This is a genomic window from Pseudovibrio sp. Ad5 (genome assembly GCF_001623095.1).
Taxonomy (GTDB): domain Bacteria; phylum Pseudomonadota; class Alphaproteobacteria; order Rhizobiales; family Stappiaceae; genus Pseudovibrio.
In genome coordinates this window covers 174458-191355 of the sequence record NZ_LMCH01000061.1, presented here as the reverse complement: position 1 = coordinate 191355, position 16898 = coordinate 174458, and the positions used below count along the sequence as shown (strand labels likewise).

14 protein-coding genes are annotated in these 16898 nt (G+C 51.5%); 3 read left to right on the top strand and 11 right to left on the bottom strand.

Annotation, left to right across the window (positions count from 1 at the left end):
* The first annotated feature begins 15 nt into the window (after window positions 1-15).
* Both PsAD5_RS18890 and ilvD read left to right on the top strand, forming a co-directional pair.
* Window positions 16-1317, top strand: coding sequence for an NAD(P)/FAD-dependent oxidoreductase (locus PsAD5_RS18890; RefSeq protein ID WP_063293203.1), 1302 nt, complete (start codon window positions 16-18; stop codon window positions 1315-1317).
* Window positions 1318-1508: 191 nt separating this feature from the next.
* Entirely contained in the window at window positions 1509-3356 is a 1848-nt protein-coding gene (gene ilvD, locus PsAD5_RS18885) for a dihydroxy-acid dehydratase (protein WP_063293202.1), read from the top strand.
* An 84-nt stretch (window positions 3357-3440) separates the two neighbouring features.
* Here ilvD and PsAD5_RS18880 read toward each other — a convergent pair whose 3' ends face one another.
* Window positions 3441-4091 (bottom strand): peroxiredoxin, encoded by a 651-nt coding sequence (locus PsAD5_RS18880; protein ID WP_063293201.1) that lies wholly within the window; start codon window positions 4089-4091, stop codon window positions 3441-3443.
* Between the two features lie 258 nt (window positions 4092-4349).
* Between PsAD5_RS18880 and PsAD5_RS18875 the strand changes: the two genes are divergently transcribed.
* Window positions 4350-4811, top strand: coding sequence for an SRPBCC family protein (locus PsAD5_RS18875; RefSeq protein ID WP_063293331.1), 462 nt, complete (start codon window positions 4350-4352; stop codon window positions 4809-4811).
* A gap of 43 nt (window positions 4812-4854) precedes the next feature.
* Here the strand turns inward: PsAD5_RS18875 and PsAD5_RS18870 are convergent, their stop codons facing one another.
* The 10 genes from PsAD5_RS18870 to PsAD5_RS18825 all read right to left on the bottom strand — a co-directional run bounded on the left by PsAD5_RS18870 (window position 4855) and on the right by PsAD5_RS18825 (window position 16813).
* Window positions 4855-5655, bottom strand: coding sequence for an ABC transporter permease (locus PsAD5_RS18870; RefSeq protein WP_063293200.1), 801 nt, complete (start codon window positions 5653-5655; stop codon window positions 4855-4857).
* A complete protein-coding gene (locus PsAD5_RS18865) occupies window positions 5648-6415 on the bottom strand; it encodes an ABC transporter ATP-binding protein (protein ID WP_063293330.1) in 768 nt (255 codons plus the stop codon). The genes PsAD5_RS18870 and PsAD5_RS18865 overlap by 8 nt, the downstream gene beginning before the upstream one ends.
* A gap of 63 nt (window positions 6416-6478) precedes the next feature.
* Window positions 6479-7498: an ABC transporter substrate-binding protein gene (locus tag PsAD5_RS18860; RefSeq protein ID WP_063293199.1), complete on the bottom strand. Its 1020-nt coding sequence runs from the start codon at window positions 7496-7498 to the stop codon at window positions 6479-6481.
* Window positions 7499-7902: 404 nt separating this feature from the next.
* On the bottom strand, window positions 7903-10065 hold the full coding sequence (locus tag PsAD5_RS18855) for an anthranilate synthase component I (protein WP_063293198.1): 2163 nt from the start codon (window positions 10063-10065) through the stop codon (window positions 7903-7905).
* 287 nt (window positions 10066-10352) lie between these two features.
* Window positions 10353-11507, bottom strand: coding sequence for an acetylornithine deacetylase (gene argE / locus PsAD5_RS18850; RefSeq protein WP_063293197.1), 1155 nt, complete (start codon window positions 11505-11507; stop codon window positions 10353-10355).
* A gap of 72 nt (window positions 11508-11579) precedes the next feature.
* Window positions 11580-12512, bottom strand: coding sequence for an ROK family protein (locus tag PsAD5_RS18845; protein ID WP_063293196.1), 933 nt, complete (start codon window positions 12510-12512; stop codon window positions 11580-11582).
* A gap of 67 nt (window positions 12513-12579) precedes the next feature.
* A complete protein-coding gene (locus tag PsAD5_RS18840) occupies window positions 12580-13278 on the bottom strand; it encodes a class II aldolase/adducin family protein (RefSeq protein ID WP_063293195.1) in 699 nt (232 codons plus the stop codon).
* A gap of 72 nt (window positions 13279-13350) precedes the next feature.
* On the bottom strand, window positions 13351-14988 hold the full coding sequence (locus tag PsAD5_RS18835) for an ABC transporter ATP-binding protein (RefSeq protein ID WP_057465929.1): 1638 nt from the start codon (window positions 14986-14988) through the stop codon (window positions 13351-13353).
* Complete coding sequence (locus PsAD5_RS18830) at window positions 14985-15869, bottom strand: ABC transporter permease (protein WP_063288211.1); 885 nt, start codon at window positions 15867-15869, stop codon at window positions 14985-14987. The genes PsAD5_RS18835 and PsAD5_RS18830 overlap by 4 nt, the downstream gene beginning before the upstream one ends.
* A complete protein-coding gene (locus PsAD5_RS18825; RefSeq protein ID WP_063288212.1) occupies window positions 15866-16813 on the bottom strand; it encodes an ABC transporter permease in 948 nt (315 codons plus the stop codon). The genes PsAD5_RS18830 and PsAD5_RS18825 overlap by 4 nt, the downstream gene beginning before the upstream one ends.
* Window positions 16814-16898: the final 85 nt, after the last annotated feature.

The window sequence follows — 16898 nt, the reverse complement described above, 5'->3', positions numbered from 1 at the left end:
CCTTGAGTAAGTGACGTGATTTATTCAGAAAATACACCGCAGCAGTTCCATGGAGAACAGCCGCAGGAAACAGATGTGCTCATAATCGGCGGGGGCATCATTGGTGTGTGTACCGCCTATTACCTCGCCAAGAAGGGCGTAAGCGTCACTCTTTGCGAAAAGGGGAGAGTTGCAGGAGAACAGTCCAGCCGTAATTGGGGTTGGATTCGCCAGCAAGGACGTGATGAGCCGGAAATCCCGCTCTCTATCGAAGCTCGCCGTTTGTGGGCTGAGCTCAGCGAAGAGACAGAGGAAGACCTCGGCTACAGCGCGAGCGGCGTCTACTACCTTGCTGAAAAGCATGAGGACTTGGAAAACTTCGAGAAGTTCGTCGAGCTTGGCCGGAAATATGATCTTGATACCTGCATGATCTCAAGAGCGCAGGTTCATGAAGATATCAAAGGTAAAGAAGGCCGCTGGATCGGCGGAATGCATACTGCCAGTGATGGTCGTGCTGAACCCGGGCAGGCGACGCTCGGCATCGCAAAAGCTGCAGAGCGACTTGGAGCTGTCATTTGCGAAAACAACGCTGTTCGTACATTGGTAAAGTCCGGTGGCGAGGTTGTGGGCGTTGTCACAGAGCAAGGCGAGATCAAAGCAGGACAGGTAATGCTGGCAGGTGGGGCATGGTCTTCTTTGTTCGCCGCCAATGCAGGCATTAAACTGCCTCAACTTTCTGTAGAGTTGACCGTTGCAGCAACGCAAGCCGTACCGGATGTCTTCCCGGCAAATGCCTCAGACAACACTTTTGCTATGCGCCGCCGTCAGGATGGTGGCTACACGCTGGCACTGAAGAACAACCAGACCCATCATATTGGTCTGGATTCATTTCGGTTCCTGAAAGAATGGCTGCCCAACATGGCCGAAAACCTCAAGGGTACCAGCATCAAACCATGGTCTCCAAAAAACTACCCTGATCACTGGATGCAAAAAAGACGTTGGACCGGAGCGGACATAACACCGTTTGAAGCAATGCGCGTCCTCAACTCCAAACCTGATCAGAAAGAGCTGGGTGCTCTAACACAAGCACTCGCTGATCGTTTCCCGCAGCTCAAGGGTACGAAACTGCAATCCGCCTGGGGCGGCCTCATTGATGCCATGCCAGACTTTTTGCCGGTGATCGATAGAGCTCCAAATCTGGATAACCTGCATATCGTGACGGGTTTCTCAGGCCATGGGTTTGGAATAGGCCCATCTATTGGACGTCTTATGGCAGATGTGCTCACAGGGAAACCAGCTGGTCACGATCTCTCCAGTTTTGCCTTTAACCGCTTCTAAAAGCTGCAAGACTTGAGGCACGAGCAGGCGACACCCGAGAAATGCTCAAGCGATCAGAAGGGGAGAGGCGTACCCGCGGGTACTCTTTTTCTCATTAGTGTTGTAAGCTGAAGAAAAGTTGCCAAATTAGTCCGATAAAACTAACTATACCGCAACGCGTAAATAACATATTCGCCAGATTGGGGTTTTCGATGCCAAACTATCGTTCGCGCACTTCCACACACGGCCGCAACATGGCAGGCGCCAGAGGCCTGTGGCGGGCAACCGGTGTTAAAGAAAATGACTTCGGCAAGCCAATTATTGCTGTCGTCAACTCCTTCACGCAGTTCGTGCCAGGCCACGTGCATTTGAAAGACCTCGGCCAGCTCGTCGCTCGCGAAATTGAGCAGGCCGGTGGCATCGCAAAAGAGTTCAACACCATCGCAGTCGATGACGGCATCGCAATGGGTCACGACGGCATGCTCTACTCCTTGCCATCTCGTGAGTTGATCGCCGACTCCGTGGAGTACATGGTCAACGCCCACTGCGCAGATGCCATGGTCTGTATTTCCAACTGTGACAAGATCACTCCAGGCATGCTGATGGCGTCTTTGCGCCTGAACATTCCAACCGTGTTTGTGTCCGGTGGACCGATGGAAGCTGGCAAAGTAACGCTCGCAAACGGTGAAAAACGCAAAGTTGACCTTGTCGACGCAATGATCGCCGCAGCTGATGACAACGTTTCTGACAGCGACGTTGAAAGCATCGAGCGCAGCGCATGCCCGACGTGTGGCTCCTGTTCTGGCATGTTCACCGCAAACTCCATGAACTGTCTGACAGAAGCTCTGGGCCTGTCCCTTCCGGGCAATGGCTCAACTCTGGCAACGCATTCAGACCGTAAACGCCTGTTCATCGAAGCTGGTCACCTGATCGTAGATCTGGCAAAACGCTATTACGAACAGGAAGATGAGAGCGCACTGCCGCGTAACATTGCAAACTTCAAAGCTTTTGAAAATGCAATGATTATGGACATCGCGATGGGCGGTTCCACCAACACCGTTCTGCATTTGCTGGCCGCAGCGCAGGAAGGTGAAGTGGACTTCACCATGGAAGACATTGACCGTCTATCTCGCATTGTACCAGTGTTGTGTAAGGTGGCTCCATCGATCGCCAACGTCCACATGGAAGACATTCACCGCGCAGGTGGTATCCTCGGTATTCTGGGTGAGCTGGACCGTGCAGGCCTTATCGATACCTCAGTAAAATCAGTACATGCCAAAGACTTAGCCGATGCTCTTGAGCGCTGGGATATCAAACGCACAGACAGCACAAGCGTACGCGAGTTCTTCTCAGCAGCACCTGGTGGTGTGCCGACACAGGTCGCCTTCTCTCAAAGCTCCCGCTATGCGGAAGGCGTTGATGAAGATCGTGAAAACGGCGTTATCCGTTCCAAAGAACATGCCTTCTCACAGGATGGCGGACTGGCAGTTCTCTACGGCAATCTGGCAGAAGACGGCTGTATCGTTAAGACAGCTGGTGTAGATGAGAGCATTCTCACATTCTCCGGCCCTGCACGCATCTTTGAATCTCAGGACACAGCAGTCAGCGCGATCCTGACAGGTAAAGTGAAAGAGGGCGACATCGTTCTCATTCGTTACGAAGGCCCTCGTGGCGGTCCGGGCATGCAGGAAATGCTGTATCCAACCAGCTACCTCAAGTCCAAAGGCCTCGGCAAAGCCTGCGCACTCATCACAGATGGCCGCTTCTCTGGTGGGTCTTCCGGTTTGTCCATTGGCCATGTCTCCCCGGAAGCAGCTGAAGGCGGCAATATCGGCCTGTTGGAAGAAGGCGATATGATTGATATCGACATTCCAAACCGTAAAATCGAGATGCGTGTTTCTGATGAAGAGCTTGCCTCCCGCCGCGCTGCGATGGAAGCAAAAGGGAATGCTGCATGGAAACCTGTTGAGACGCGTAAGCGCAAGGTGACCACCGCGCTGAAAGCCTATGCTGCCATGACCACCAGCGCATCCAAAGGCGCAGTTCGTAAAGTTGACTAAGTCTCAGGTTCAATAAAACATTCAAAAGCCCCGTAGAGATCATCTCTGCGGGGCTTTCTATTGAAAGGACCGTGTTCTGAGTGTTTAGCTCGGCGCACTCACATATCGCAGATAGGGCAGGACTGTTTTCACAGAGCCAAATTTAACTTCTGCGTCTTCGGTACTGACGGCTGGGGGCACGATCACATCCTCGCCAACAGTCCAGTCCGCAGGCGTTGCAACGCCCTTGGCAGACATCTGAAGCCCGTCCAGTGCACGCAGTATTTCTGCAAAATTTCGCCCAACGGTCATAGGGTAGGTCATCATCAGCTTCACTTGCTTGTCCGGCCCAATGATGAAGACAGAACGAACTGTTGCTGAATCAGCAGGTGTGCGGCCATCAGGTAGCACATATTCAGCAGGCAGCATATCGAAGGCTTTGGCCATTTCAAGACCAGCATCGGCTACAATCGCAAAGTCTGGCTTTGCACCGCCAACAGATTCAATGTCGACTTTCCACTTCTTGTGGTCTTCCACGCCATCAACTGAAACGCCAAGAACTTTAGTGTTACGCTTGGCCCATTCATTACCAAGCTGGGCCACAGCACCGAACTCAGTCGTGCAAACAGGTGTAAAATCCTTAGGGTGAGAGAAGATGATCGCCCAGCTGTCTCTAACCCAATCGTGCAGACTTATCTCTCCATGATCAGTAGGAACAGTCAAATTAGGGATCGTGTCGTTTATGCGTAAAACCATGATTTGTCCTCGTCTGATATGGCACTAAGACTGAGATAAGACTGCAATATGCCTTTTTTCGGCCTGCCAACATCTTCGTTCAGATTAGCTTTCAGCGAAACAATAGAAGCAAAATGTGGGAACATGCCATCTTTAATTTTTGGCAGAAGAAGTTCTAATCTGTGTCGAAACGGGAGGGTATAGAAGTTTGAGCTTCTGACTTGACAGTTCGTGGTTATAAATCTGTCTTATGAAGTCACCAAACAACAGGAGATCAGCATGATCACACCAGTGGTGAAAACGATTAAGGTGAACTGTAGTCCGGAAAGAGCCTTTGAGGTTTTTACAAGTGATTTCAGCAAATGGTGGCCAATTCAAACCCATTCTGTAACAGCAATGAGTGGCGGCGAACTGCCCGAGGTCTTTTGTGAGCAGCAGGAAGGCGGCAAGCTATATGAAGTCGCAAAAGATGGCACACGCCATGATTGGGGAACGCTCAAAATCTATCAGCCCTCACATGCCCTTTCGATCCTCTGGCACATTAATAACCCGGAGAGCATGGCAACCTGTGTGGATGTGACGTTTGAGAAGGATGGTGAAGGCACCAGAGTGGTTTTAAGCCATCACGATTGGGAAAAGCTTGGCGAAATCGGCTCCACAATGCGCGAAAGCTATAACAATGGCTGGGTCAGCGTGTTTGAGGTGAATTTCAAAAACGCGTGTAATTCCAGTTCTGCTTAGAAAGCAAAGCTTCGCTGTTTTATTCTCCAGCGAAGCCTGTCTATTACCCGCGCCAGTTCAGCAGGGCCTTTTCCGCTTTCCCGATCAACCAGCTGACGCACAGCCCCAAAATGGAAAGCATCGCAACGCCGACGATCAACTGATCTGTTGCGAACAAGGAACCTGCCATCAACACATAAGCGCCGATGCCGTATTCTGCGCCAATCATCTCTGCGGCGACCAGCAGAATAATTGCTATGCTCGCGGAGATCCGAGCACCTGAAAGGATCGCTGGTAAAGCGCCTGGCAAAATGATCTTCCGCACAATGGAAAGCCAGCTCATACCGAAGGATTGCCCCATGCGGATCAACCCACGCTCCACATGGTCAACGCCGCCATAAGTGGCGATGACTGTAGGAAAAAACGTACCAAACAGGATTGTCGCAACTTTGGAACCTTCCCCGATTCCAAACCAGATGATGAAGAGCGGCAGCAGGGCAATCTTCGGGATTGGGAAAAACGCTGAGGTAAGCGGCAATAGGCTGGATCGCGCCAATGAAAACAGCCCAATCAGCAATCCCACCAAAATGCCAAGTGCAGTTCCAATGCTCCAGCCAAAGACAAGCCGATAAAGACTTGTGCTCACGTGCTTCCAGAATAAACCCGAATTATAGAGATCTAAGAAGGCCTGAAACGCTTCCGACGGCGCTGGTAAAACCAAATTGCTGATGATGCCTGTGCGGGAGCCAAATTCCCAGAACAACACCAATGCCAGAAACACAAATGGAGCAACAAAGCGGATTGAGCGTGGCTTGAACCCGCCTCCACGAAAAGGAACTTTCTTGCGGTTTATCTGATCAGACATCGGCAAGCTCCCTATCTGCAGCAAGAGCTTCTTCGCGCATCATATGCCATAACTGCTGCTGCACCTCCTCAAGCTCCACAGCTCGCTCCCGGCGTTTTTCAAGAGGGATCGAGATCTCAACAACATCGCGAACCTTGCCCGGGCGGCGAGACAACACAATGACCTTGTGGCCAAGGCGAACAGCTTCAGCAAGATTATGCGTCACATAGCAAGCAGAGAATGCCTCACGGGCCCAAAGAGCCACCAGATCATCCATCAGAAGTTCTCGTGTCTGGCTGTCCAAAGCTGACAGAGGCTCATCCATGAGCAGAAAGGCTGGACGCACAGCCAACGCTCGCGCAATTGCCACACGCTGCTTCATCCCACCGGATAACTGACGTGGAAGTGCATCATGAAACTCTGAGAGGTTGGTGCGTGCAAGCACATCATCAATGATCGCCTTGCTCTGCTGTTTGGATAGCTTGTGGTCTTCAAGCACCAAAGAGATATTCCCGGCCACAGAGCGCCATGGCAGCAACGCAAAATCCTGAAAGATGTAGGTGAGGGGATTGAGAGACCCTTCTGGCGCCTGACCTGCAATATAAGCGGCGCCCTTGCTCGGCTCTTCAAGTCCGCCCATCAGACGCAGCAACGTAGATTTTCCGCAACCGGACGGACCGATGATCACGGCAATCTCGCCGGGCTCAAAGGTCAGGTTGATATCATTCAGAACCTCGACAGAGCCGTAGGCATGCGAGAGATTTTCAATGGAAATTTGCATGTAATCCAACCGGATTAAGGGAAAAGGCATTGCCCACCCGCAGCGGGCAATGCGTGTGTTGGATTAGAAGGTTTCGACGAACTTCACATCAACCAGCTTGTCGAGTGTTACACCTGCTGGCACCAGCTTTTCGCTCTTGAACCAGTTGAGCTGGTCTTCAACACTCGCCATGTTTAGCGCAGCACCTTCGTTAAGACGCATCGCTCCATTGCGAATGGATGGAGCAGCTTTCTCATATGAACGATCAGCATAGACGTACTTATGAATGAGCTTCACCATGTCTTCAGCCGCCGCATCTCCTGCGGATTTGTCCACCAGAGTCGCGTTAAAATCAGCTGCGCCTTTAGAGTAGGCACCAAGGAAGGTCTTTACCAGCTCAGGATTACTATTAATGTTCTTCGCGGAGGTAAAGACAGTGGTCACCTGATAATTCGGTACATAGTCAGAGACTTTGCCGATCATTTCCACTTGTGGGGACTTGGCAAGGCCTTTTGCGATGTGGGGAACAATAGACCACGCATCAATCTGACCACTCTTCAGCGCACCAATCACAGCGCCTACTTTTTGGAGTGGGCGAATCTTGATGTCTTTGCGCCCAAAACCTTCTTTATCTGCAATCTTATGTGCCATGTAATGGAAAGACGAGCCTGCTGTCGTCACACCAAAGCTCTTGCCTTTCAGATCAGCCGGAGTTTTCAGGCCTGCATCAAACGCAGCTTTTGAGGCAAGGATCATCTGGCCGTCAATGCCAGCTTCTTCCTGTAGTGCGCCACCAATCACTTTCACAGCGCCCTTATCGGCAAGACTGATCAAGCCACCGGAAATTGCGGTAAGGCCGAAGTCCACATCGCCGGAGGCGATAGCAAGCGCCATTGGTTGTGCTGCCTGAAAGAACTTGAACTCAACTTCCAGACCAGCCTCGTCGAAATAACCCTTTTCAAACGCAACAAAATTCGCCGCATGAGAAGTGAAGCGCAAGGCGCCGACAGTGATCTTCTCTGCTGCAGTTGCTGTAGTCGCAAACGTTCCTGTTAGAACCGCTGCGCCCATCAAAACGCCGCTTAAAATACCGCGTACCTTCATCTTTATCCTCTTTAGTGAACCTTGAGAGCAAACTCTCGTCAATCAAAGCGTAATCCCGAAAAGTGGCAACTGTTCTCCGGTAGGATACGCAGTAAAGATCTTTTGCAGTCTATAGATCCCTATGGAAAATGACTGCGTCAATCACTTCAATCGTGCATAGATTAGTCATATAACGCAACCCGGCGCACATGAGACTTGCAATATTCTCAATCTGAATAGGTTCACGTTCACTATCCAGCGCATTTATATGCTGCAATTCCACAACAATGCGACCAAAGATGCTTCTAGGTTTCGTGCAGATAAACCATCTATACAAAATTCTAGGAGAAAGGCCGGAAGTGATCGCTCAATCCCGGCCTTTAATTTAGTCCAATTGATGAATTCAATTTGGTCAGAGAGTCGATCTAGCCACCGGTAAGAAGTTTGGTCATCACATTTTCAATAATCTTGTGACCACCGTCTTGATCGAGGGACATGATAGACTCTGGATGGAACTGAACAGCGCCAATAGGCTCATTCTTGTGTTCAATTGCCATGATCACACCGTCTTTGGTCTCTGAGGTTACCTCAAAGCAATCTGGCAACACATCCCGTTTAGCAAACAAGGAGTGATAACGGCCAACACTGACAGGTGAACTCAGCCCATCAAACAGCTTGGAACCGTGACTGAAGGAAACAAGAGATGGCTTGCCATGCACAGGCACATCAAGCTGGTCAAGTTCACCGCCAAACGCTTCAGTCAGCGCCTGCAGACCAAGACACACACCAAAAATTGGCAGCTTGCGTGCACGGGCCCGTTCGATGGTAGCCCGGCAGTCAAAGTCCTTCGGAGAACCTGGGCCTGGGGACAACACGACCAGATCCGGACTAACCTGATCAAAGACGTCATCTAGCACTGGACTACGGTAAGTCACAACCTCAGCGCCTGTCTGACGGAAGTAATTTGCCAGTGTGTGCACGAAACTGTCTTCGTGGTCGACGAGTAGAATCTTCTTGCCTTTGCCCGGTTTAGCCTTAACCACTTCCTCTTCAGAGGTAAGCGCAAGTCCAGCTTCGCGAACCGCAGCAATCATCGCAGATGCTTTCAGCTCAGTCTCAGCTTCTTCATCCTCTGGGATGCTGTCATAAAGCAGCGTGGCACCTGCACGGATCTGAGCTACACCATCCTTGATGCGAACTGTGCGCAGGGTCAGACCTGTGTTCATATCGCCATTAAACAGCACAGCACCGATCGCACCGCCATACCATGCACGAGAACTCCTTTCGTGATCCTCGATAAACTGCATAGCCCAACGCTTCGGCGCACCAGTAACAGTTACAGCCCATGTATGAGAAAGGAACGCATCCAGCGCATCCTTGCCATCAAGCAGAGTGCCTTCGATGTGATCCACGGTATGAATCAGACGAGAATACATCTCGATCTGACGACGACCAATCACGCGGACAGACTCTGGAACACAGATGCGGCTCTTATCATTCCGGTCCACGTCAGAACACATGGTCAGTTCTGCTTCGTCTTTGGCGGAGTTCAGCAGCTTGCGGATTTGTGCTTCATCTTCAATCGCGTTCTTGCCGCGGCGGATCGTGCCAGAAATCGGGCATGTCTCCACACGGCGACCACCAGTCACTCGCACATACATCTCAGGAGAGGCACCAACCAGATATTCGGCGTTGCCTAGGTTGATGAAAAAGGAATAAGGCGAAGGGTTGATCTGCTGCAAACGGCGAGAAACAGCGGATGGTGGGTTTTTGCAAGGCTCATAGAACACTTGTCCCGGAACGGTCTCAAACAGATCACCGCGCTTGAAATAATCGACTGCAGAGCGCACCAGATCAGCGTACTCACCCGGTTCATGGTCACCCCGTGCTGGAGTTTCAGTCGCTGCTTTGTAGGGTGTTTCTTCACCATCACGCGGCAGACCGTCTGTCGTTTTGGCATTGAACTCAAAATCGTATTCCAGCACATGGGCTTTACGGCCATAGTGGTCAACAATCAGGATTTCATCGGGCAGAAACAACACCATGTCCCGCTGGTCGTCAGGACGTTGCAGCTTCTGATTAATCGGCTCAAACTGGAACGTCAAATCATATCCGAATGCACCATACAACCCGAGCTGATCGTCGTCACAGGAAAACAGATCAACAAGTGTACGCACCACGGAGAAGGTTGAAGGCTGGCGGGAACGCTCTTCCTCTGAAAAGGCTCTGTCCGGCGTCTTGATAGTCAGATCAATGCGGTACTCATCTGCATTGAAATCTGCGATATCCTCGTGACCATCCAATGCGCCATGAACGGCAGGCATCAGCACGCGCCCACGCTCGTTTAGCGCTTGAATGGTAATCTTGCGATCATTGGATTCAATCAGCAGCGGTGGGTTGGCCAACGCCATATCCCAGCGCGTGTAGCGGCCCGGATATTCGTAGGAAGAGGAAAGCACAGCACCGCGTTGACGGTCCAGCCTGTCCATCCATTCGCTTGTACCAGCGGCATAATCAGCATTTCGGCTTTTACGGCGGATGATAACGCCGCCTTTGCTCTTATAAGTCCGTTCTGCCGTAATCGGCATGGTCAATCCTCCGGGTCGTGCACACCTGTTTCCGATGTTTGCGAGGCGGTAGATACAACAAAGCCGCCTGCAGAAAATGCGGCGGCTTGGAAATTACAGGTCAACAAGACATGCGTGTTCAGCCACCGTCACCGGCGCCACCACCACAGCATGTTTTGTGCTTGCATAGTCATCATGCGATTTTCATAACCTAAGGAGCTCATAGGTGCAACTCCTGAAACAAAATTGCACCCAGCAATGAAAAGAAGAGCCCTTCAACCCATCGTGAAGAGCTCCCCATCATCAACTTAAGCACACGCGTGCTGGATCAGGCGGTCTAGGAAACCGTCGCACTTTTCGAGTTCGGACTGTTTGATGTACTCGTCCGGTTTATGAGCTTGCTCGATGCTACCTGGGCCACACACCACGGTTGGGACTTTCAAAATGGTCTGGATCAGGCCGGCTTCTGTGCCATAAGCAACTTTTGCGTGGTCGTTGCGACCAGCCAGTTTCTTCGCCAGAACAGTCACATCCGCTTCAACTTCCGTATCCAGTCCTGGGATCTCAGAGTAAGGAATGAGCTCGATATCTGCCTTTTCAGAAACTTTGCGCATTTCAGGAAGAAGCTCCTCCGTGGCATAACGCCTGATCTCGTCCATGCAAGCTTGGAGGCTTTCAGTTGGCAGCACACGGAACTCGAAGATGACTTCGCAGTGTTCAGGCACAATGTTGAGTGCAGTGCCGCCCTTCATGACACCTGTGTGAGCCGTGGAATATGGCAAGTCAAACAGATCATCGCTCGGGCCCGCTGCCAGTTCCCGTGCCATCTCTTCAAGTTTTGCAACAAGACGAGCGCCATAATGCACGGCGTTTACGCCCTTTGGTGCAAGGGAGGAGTGGCAGGAAAGGCCGGTAAACACAGCGCGGTAGGAGGCTTTGGATTTATGTGCCACTACAACCTGCATTTCAGTCGGCTCACCAACGAAACATGCTTCCGCCTGAAAGCCTTCGCCAGCAAGTTTGTACAGCACAGGCTGAACGCCGGTACAGCCTGTTTCTTCATCATAGGAGAACATCAGGTGAAACGGTTTGTTCAGCGGCGCCTTGAGCATCTCTGGCACTTTGGCAAGAGAGCACGCTACGAAGCCTTTCATGTCACAGGAACCGCGACCGTATAGCAGACCGTCTTCTTCGCGAAGGGAGAACGGGTTACTGCTCCAGTCTTGCCCTTCAACCGGCACCACATCTGTGTGACCTGAAAGAATGTAACCATCGGTCCCATCTCCGCCGATCGTCGCAAACAGGCTCGCCTTCTCACCCGTCTCGTCTGGTAGAATGGAAGAGGAGACCCCCAGATCATTAAGATACTCTTCGATCCACTTGATCAGGGGGAGATTGGTTTTTGCGCTGACCGTGTCAAAGCTAACCAGCTTTGCAAGGACTTCTTGGCTTGTCATTGTCATGGAAATTTCTTTCAGGAAATCGGAATCGTGAGTTCTGACTATAGAAAGAGAAATCCATAAGGAAAAGTACGTTTACGAGCTTTCGTTGACATGCCGCAGCGTTGTTTCGCCTTTACCCCACAGCCATGCCGCTCCGCGCACACCAGAGCTGTCGCCGTGTTTGGCCTTGCGGATATCAAAATCATAACCATCAGAGAAAATGTAAGGACGCATCGCAGCAGGAAGATCCTTGTAAATCTCCTCCACGTTGGACATTCCACCAGCGAGTACAAAACAGTCCGGATCTAAAATGTTGGCTGCCATCGCCAAGGCGCGGCCTAAGCGGCTTACATAACGCTGATAGGTGCCCATGGCAGCTTCATCACCAGAGCGCATCAACTCAATGATCTCACGGCCCTTAAGAACCTTGCTGGTGGCATTCTCATAATCCCACTGGAAACCTGTGCCAGAGCACAAAAGGTCAATCGTACCGTGGTGTCCGGTCCAGTTGAGCGGCCCTGGGAACTCGCCTTCCTGCATCCACGGCACAGTAACGTTGCCCCATTCGCCGCCAATGCCGTTAGCGCCTTTATGGGGACGTCCATTAATCGCAATGCCTGAGCCACAGCCAGTGCCAATGATGATGCCGTGAACAACTCCGCATCCTGCTCCCGCTCCATCAATGGCCTCAGATACCGCCATGCAATTGGCATCGTTTTGAATGCGCACTTCACGGCCAAGCGCATCTGTAAGATCTTTATCGAGAGGTTTCCCGTTCATCCAGGTGGAGTTTGCGTTCTTAACCAGCCCCGTGCTGGGCGAGATAGAACCCGGAATGCCAATGCCCACTGTGCCGACTTCGCCAGTCGCCGCCTCCGTTGCAGCAACCAGTCCGATAACAGCTTCTACGCAACCCTGATAGTCGTTCTTGGGAGTTGGAACGCGTTTGCGAAACAGTTCTTCACCTTCGTTAGAAAGTGCCAGCGCTTCAATTTTAGTACCACCCCAGTCAAGTCCAATTCGCATGTTCCAGTTATTCCCCCATTACAATCATAAAAGGCATTCGCCTCTGTATTCTTTGTTCTTTTCTGGATTAGTCACGTCGCTGGGGCATTTCAAAAGCACCCGCGTCGTTTCCATCCAATGCATCCAGCTGTTTGCCGTAGCTTTTAAATTTTCTCAAAATCTCTTTCATCTCAGTTGGAGAAAGAGGTGCAGGTTCTCCCAGAACCAGCGCAGACAAGTACTGATCAGCCAATGCTTCCACTTCACCGGCAAGGCCAAACGCTTTGTGCAGCGATGGACCAAAAGCGATCTGTCCATGATGTGCCAAAAGGCAAGCCTTCCGGTCTTCTAGCGCATTGATCATTGCTTGAGATAGGGCTTTGGTTCCGAACGTGGCGTAATCTGCGCATTTGATCTGATCACCGCCAGCAACAGCCACCATATAATGAAAGGCCGGAATGCCTTTGTTATGGGTTGAAAGCGCAGTCGCTCTGGCTGAATGACAGTGAACAACCGCCTCTGCTTCTTTGTAGTTCCGGTAGATGTCCATATGCATGCGCCACTCGGACGAAGGCAAGTAATCCCCAAAGTATCCGCCTTCAAGATCCATGAAGACAATCTTCTTGATCTCCAGGTCTTCGTAAGGAATGCCAGAAGGGGTGATGAGCATACCGTTTTCATATCGGGCGCTCACGTTGCCGGAGGTTCCATGTGTCAAACCAGTGCTTTGTAAAGCACGCGCCGTTCTTATAACTTCCCGGCGAAGCTGGTTCTCAGCTGTTGTCATAACATGTCTCCGATTGCTGTAGCCTGAGCAAATGCAAGGCTAGCTGCATTGGTTTGCTTCAGGCAATAGCGCTCAATGCGTATCTTTGTTCTCTTTTTCTCTGCGCCTGCGCAAGGCTTCGTTGAGGTCTGGTGCCGCAGAAACAAGGATACGTGTGTAAGGATGTTTGGGATTGGAAAAGACTTCTCCGGTTGGACCTTCTTCAACAATCCGGCCAGCGTTCATCACAATCACCCGGTCAGTAATAGCCTGCACAACAGACAGATCGTGTGAAATGAACAGATAAGCCATACCTAGCCGATCACGCAAATCTGCAAAGAGATCCAGAATTTGTGCTCTGATGGAAACATCAAGCGCAGAAACGGGTTCATCCGCGACGATCAGGCTTGGATTGGTGACCAGCGCACGAGCAATCGCGATACGCTGCCGTTGTCCGCCAGAAAATTCGTGCGGATATTTGTTGGCATCTGCAGAAGAAAGCCCCACGCTTTCCAAAACCTCATGAACGCGTTTTTTACGTTGAGAACGAGACAGTTCGTTGCGCATGAGGTGCAAAGGCTCACCCACGGTACGTTCAACAGTATGCCGCGGATCAAAGCTTCCATAAGGATCTTGGAACACGGCTTGAATGCCCAGCTGCAAATCCTGACGGTCTTTTCGTGAAACCGAGTAAGGATCTTTGCCAAGAAACTGGATATGGCCAGCGTTCGGAGGCGTCAGTCCCAAAATAGTGCGTGCAAGGGTGGATTTACCGCATCCACTTTCACCCACCAGTCCCATGCTCTGACGAGGGGCGACGTGGAAGGAGACATGTTGCACGGCCCGGTGCCATTGTCTGCGTGTGAAGATGCTGGCGCGAGGGAGAGGATATTCCCGCAGCACATTGCTCACCTTCAAGAGCGGCTGTGTGACCTCGTCAACCGGCTCTTGCCGCGGAACAGGTACGTGATTGGAGGCTTCAAACAGCTTCTTGGAATAGGGGTGAGAAAGGTTGTCGAACAGCTCACAAGTTGGGCCGCGCTCAACAATCACCCCGTCCTTCATAATCGCAACAGTGTCCGCCATGTCAGCAACAACGGCCAGATCGTGCGAAATGAGCAGCATGGCCATCTGTTCTTTGCGCACGATGTCTTTCAGCAATGTCAGGATCTGCGCCTGAACCGTCACATCAAGTGCGGTGGTCGGCTCATCAGCAATCAACACCTTGGGCTTACAGGCGATGGCAATGGCGATGACAACGCGCTGCCTCTGTCCGCCGGAAAGCTGGTGAGGGAAACGATCAATCAAACCATATTCAAGACCAAGACCAACCCGTTCCAGAACATCGATGGTCTGGTCCATCGCTTCCTTGCGCGTAAGACCCTGGTGCCAGCGAAGGCCTTCAGCAACTTGCTCGCCAATGGTGCGGGTTGGGTTGAGAGCGGTCAGCGGCTCCTGGAAGACCATAGAGATGTCTTTGCCACGTACATGGGTCATCTCTGTATCTGTAGCGCGCGTGAGGTTCTTGCCCTCAAACATCAGATCACCAATCTGATGAGCACCCTCTGGTAAAAGCTGCATTGCTGAGAGCGCACTCATGGATTTACCAGAGCCACTTTCGCCGACGAGACCGAGAATTTTGCCCTGCTCAAGGTCAAAGCTCACATTGCGCAGGATCGGCTTGCCAGAAATGGAAACGCAAAGGTCAGTGGCGGAAAAAACAGAGGTCACGCAACTCTCCTCCGCATCTTCGGATCCAGTAAATCCCGTAGTCCGTCGCCAAGAAGGTTAAAGCCGAGAACAGAAAAGATAATCGCAAATCCCGGATAAAGCGCCAGCTGCGGTGCAAAAGCAACCATGGTCTGGGCCTCATACAACATGCGGCCCCAACTCGCCATGGGTGGTTGCGTCCCCAAACCAAGATAGGAGAGACCTGCCTCTGAAAGGATTGCAAGAGAAAGCTGAATGGTCGCCTGTACAATCAGCAGGTTGGCAATGTTCGGAATAACGTGTTCCAGAGTGATCAAGAACGAGCTCTTGCCGGAAAGACGGGCGGCAAGCAAAAACTCGCGTCCTGAAAGAGACAAGGCGCCACCGCGAGCAACGCGGGCAAAAACTGGAATATTGAAGATGCCAATCGCAATTACAGCGTTGATTGTTCCTGGTCCAAAGATGGATGTGATGAGCACGGCGGAGAGCAGAGACGGAAATGCGAAAATCAGATCATTGGTGCGCATCACCAGCTCTTCCAGAAAACCCTTTTGGGCCGCTGCCAGTAGTCCCAATGGCACGCCAATCAGCATACCGATGCCAACAGCAATCAGCGCTACAATAATGGAGGTGCGGGCGCCAACCATCAGCATGGAGAAAATATCGCGACCATACTGATCCGTCCCAAACCAGAATTCAGAACTCATCGGCTTAAGGCGCTTGGAAACATCCAGAACATCGATGGCATAGGGTGTCCAGAAGAGGGAAGTAACCCCGGCAATGAGAATAACGAGAGCAAGCACTGCCCCGATCACGAAAGAACGACTGTGAAAGGCTTTCTTCCAGATGGAGATTTCGTCAAAACTGGCAAGCGGCGGATAACTTGGGAGTTCCTGATTCATGCACGTCGCCTCAGTCTCGGATCAATGGCTGCGTAGGCGATGTCGACAAGGAATGTCACAAAGATTGTAAGAGCAACGAGCAACATGACACTGCTCTTCACTACGATCAGATCGCGCTGAGTAATGCCTTGGAAAATCAGGCGCCCTAGGCCTGGTAGGTAAAAGAGGTTTTCAATAATCACCGTACCTGCGATCAGGAAAGAGAACTGAAGACCCAGAATAGTCAGGACCGGAATAAGAGCATTGCGTACGCCGTGTCTCCAAAGCGTGGCTTTGTTGGAGAGCCCTTTGGCACGCGCTGTGCGGATATAATCTTCATGCAAAACATCCAGCAAGGCTGAGCGCATCACGCGGGCCAGAATACTCGCTTGGGGAAGAGCCAGCGCGATAACAGGCAATAAGAGCGCCTGCAATGAGCCAAAAAAGCTCACATCCCAGCCCGGGAAACCACCAGATGGTAAAACCCGCAGTACAATCGCAAACACGTAAACCAGCAAAATGGCAATCCAGAAGTTCGGGATAGCAATGCCGATCTGGGCAATGGACATAATACCTGTGTCGATGACCTTGCCATGATAGCGGGCAGAGTAAACGCCGATCGGTATAGCAATGACTGTCGAGAGGATCAGTGCGCCAGTTGCAAGTGGAAGGCTGACCTGAATGCGTTCGCCGATCAGTTCAGAAACCGGAACTGAATACGTGTAGCTCACACCAAATTCACCCCGCAACATGCCCAGCAACCAGTTCACATAGCGGGTGGATAAAGGAGCGTTGAGGCCAAGTTCAGCGCGCAGAGCTGCGAGTGTGTCAGGCTGCGCATTCAGCCCAAGCATCACTTCAGCCGGATCACCGGGAATAACCTCAAGCACAACGAAGATGACGAGGCTTGCGGCCAGGAGAGTTGTCAGTAAGCCTATGAGACGAAGGAACGCAAACCAGAGCATCGGACAAATCCGCTAAACCAATCAAACTTGCGTTGCACAAGCAAATTGCACAATGAGAGAAAAGGGTTACCCCTAAAGTAACTGC

Bases quoted from the DNA above. Each gene is read 5' to 3' on its own strand.
- PsAD5_RS18865 (WP_063293330.1), bottom strand. From the start codon at position 6,415: ATGCAAATTTCCATTGAAAATCTCTCGCATGCCTACGGCTCTGTCGAG.
- PsAD5_RS18845 (WP_063293196.1), bottom strand. From the start codon at position 12,512: ATGCGAATTGGACTTGACTGGGGTGGTACTAAAATTGAAGCGCTGGCA.
- ilvD (WP_063293202.1), top strand. From the start codon at position 1,509: ATGCCAAACTATCGTTCGCGCACTTCCACACACGGCCGCAACATGGCA.
- PsAD5_RS18855 (WP_063293198.1), bottom strand. From the start codon at position 10,065: ATGCCGATTACGGCAGAACGGACTTATAAGAGCAAAGGCGGCGTTATC.
- PsAD5_RS18875 (WP_063293331.1), top strand. From the start codon at position 4,350: ATGATCACACCAGTGGTGAAAACGATTAAGGTGAACTGTAGTCCGGAA.
- PsAD5_RS18870 (WP_063293200.1), bottom strand. From the start codon at position 5,655: ATGTCTGATCAGATAAACCGCAAGAAAGTTCCTTTTCGTGGAGGCGGG.
- PsAD5_RS18880 (WP_063293201.1), bottom strand. From the start codon at position 4,091: ATGGTTTTACGCATAAACGACACGATCCCTAATTTGACTGTTCCTACT.
- PsAD5_RS18860 (WP_063293199.1), bottom strand. From the start codon at position 7,498: ATGAAGGTACGCGGTATTTTAAGCGGCGTTTTGATGGGCGCAGCGGTT.
- PsAD5_RS18825 (WP_063288212.1), bottom strand. From the start codon at position 16,813: ATGCTCTGGTTTGCGTTCCTTCGTCTCATAGGCTTACTGACAACTCTC.
- PsAD5_RS18830 (WP_063288211.1), bottom strand. From the start codon at position 15,869: ATGAATCAGGAACTCCCAAGTTATCCGCCGCTTGCCAGTTTTGACGAA.
- argE (WP_063293197.1), bottom strand. From the start codon at position 11,507: ATGACAATGACAAGCCAAGAAGTCCTTGCAAAGCTGGTTAGCTTTGAC.
- PsAD5_RS18840 (WP_063293195.1), bottom strand. From the start codon at position 13,278: ATGACAACAGCTGAGAACCAGCTTCGCCGGGAAGTTATAAGAACGGCG.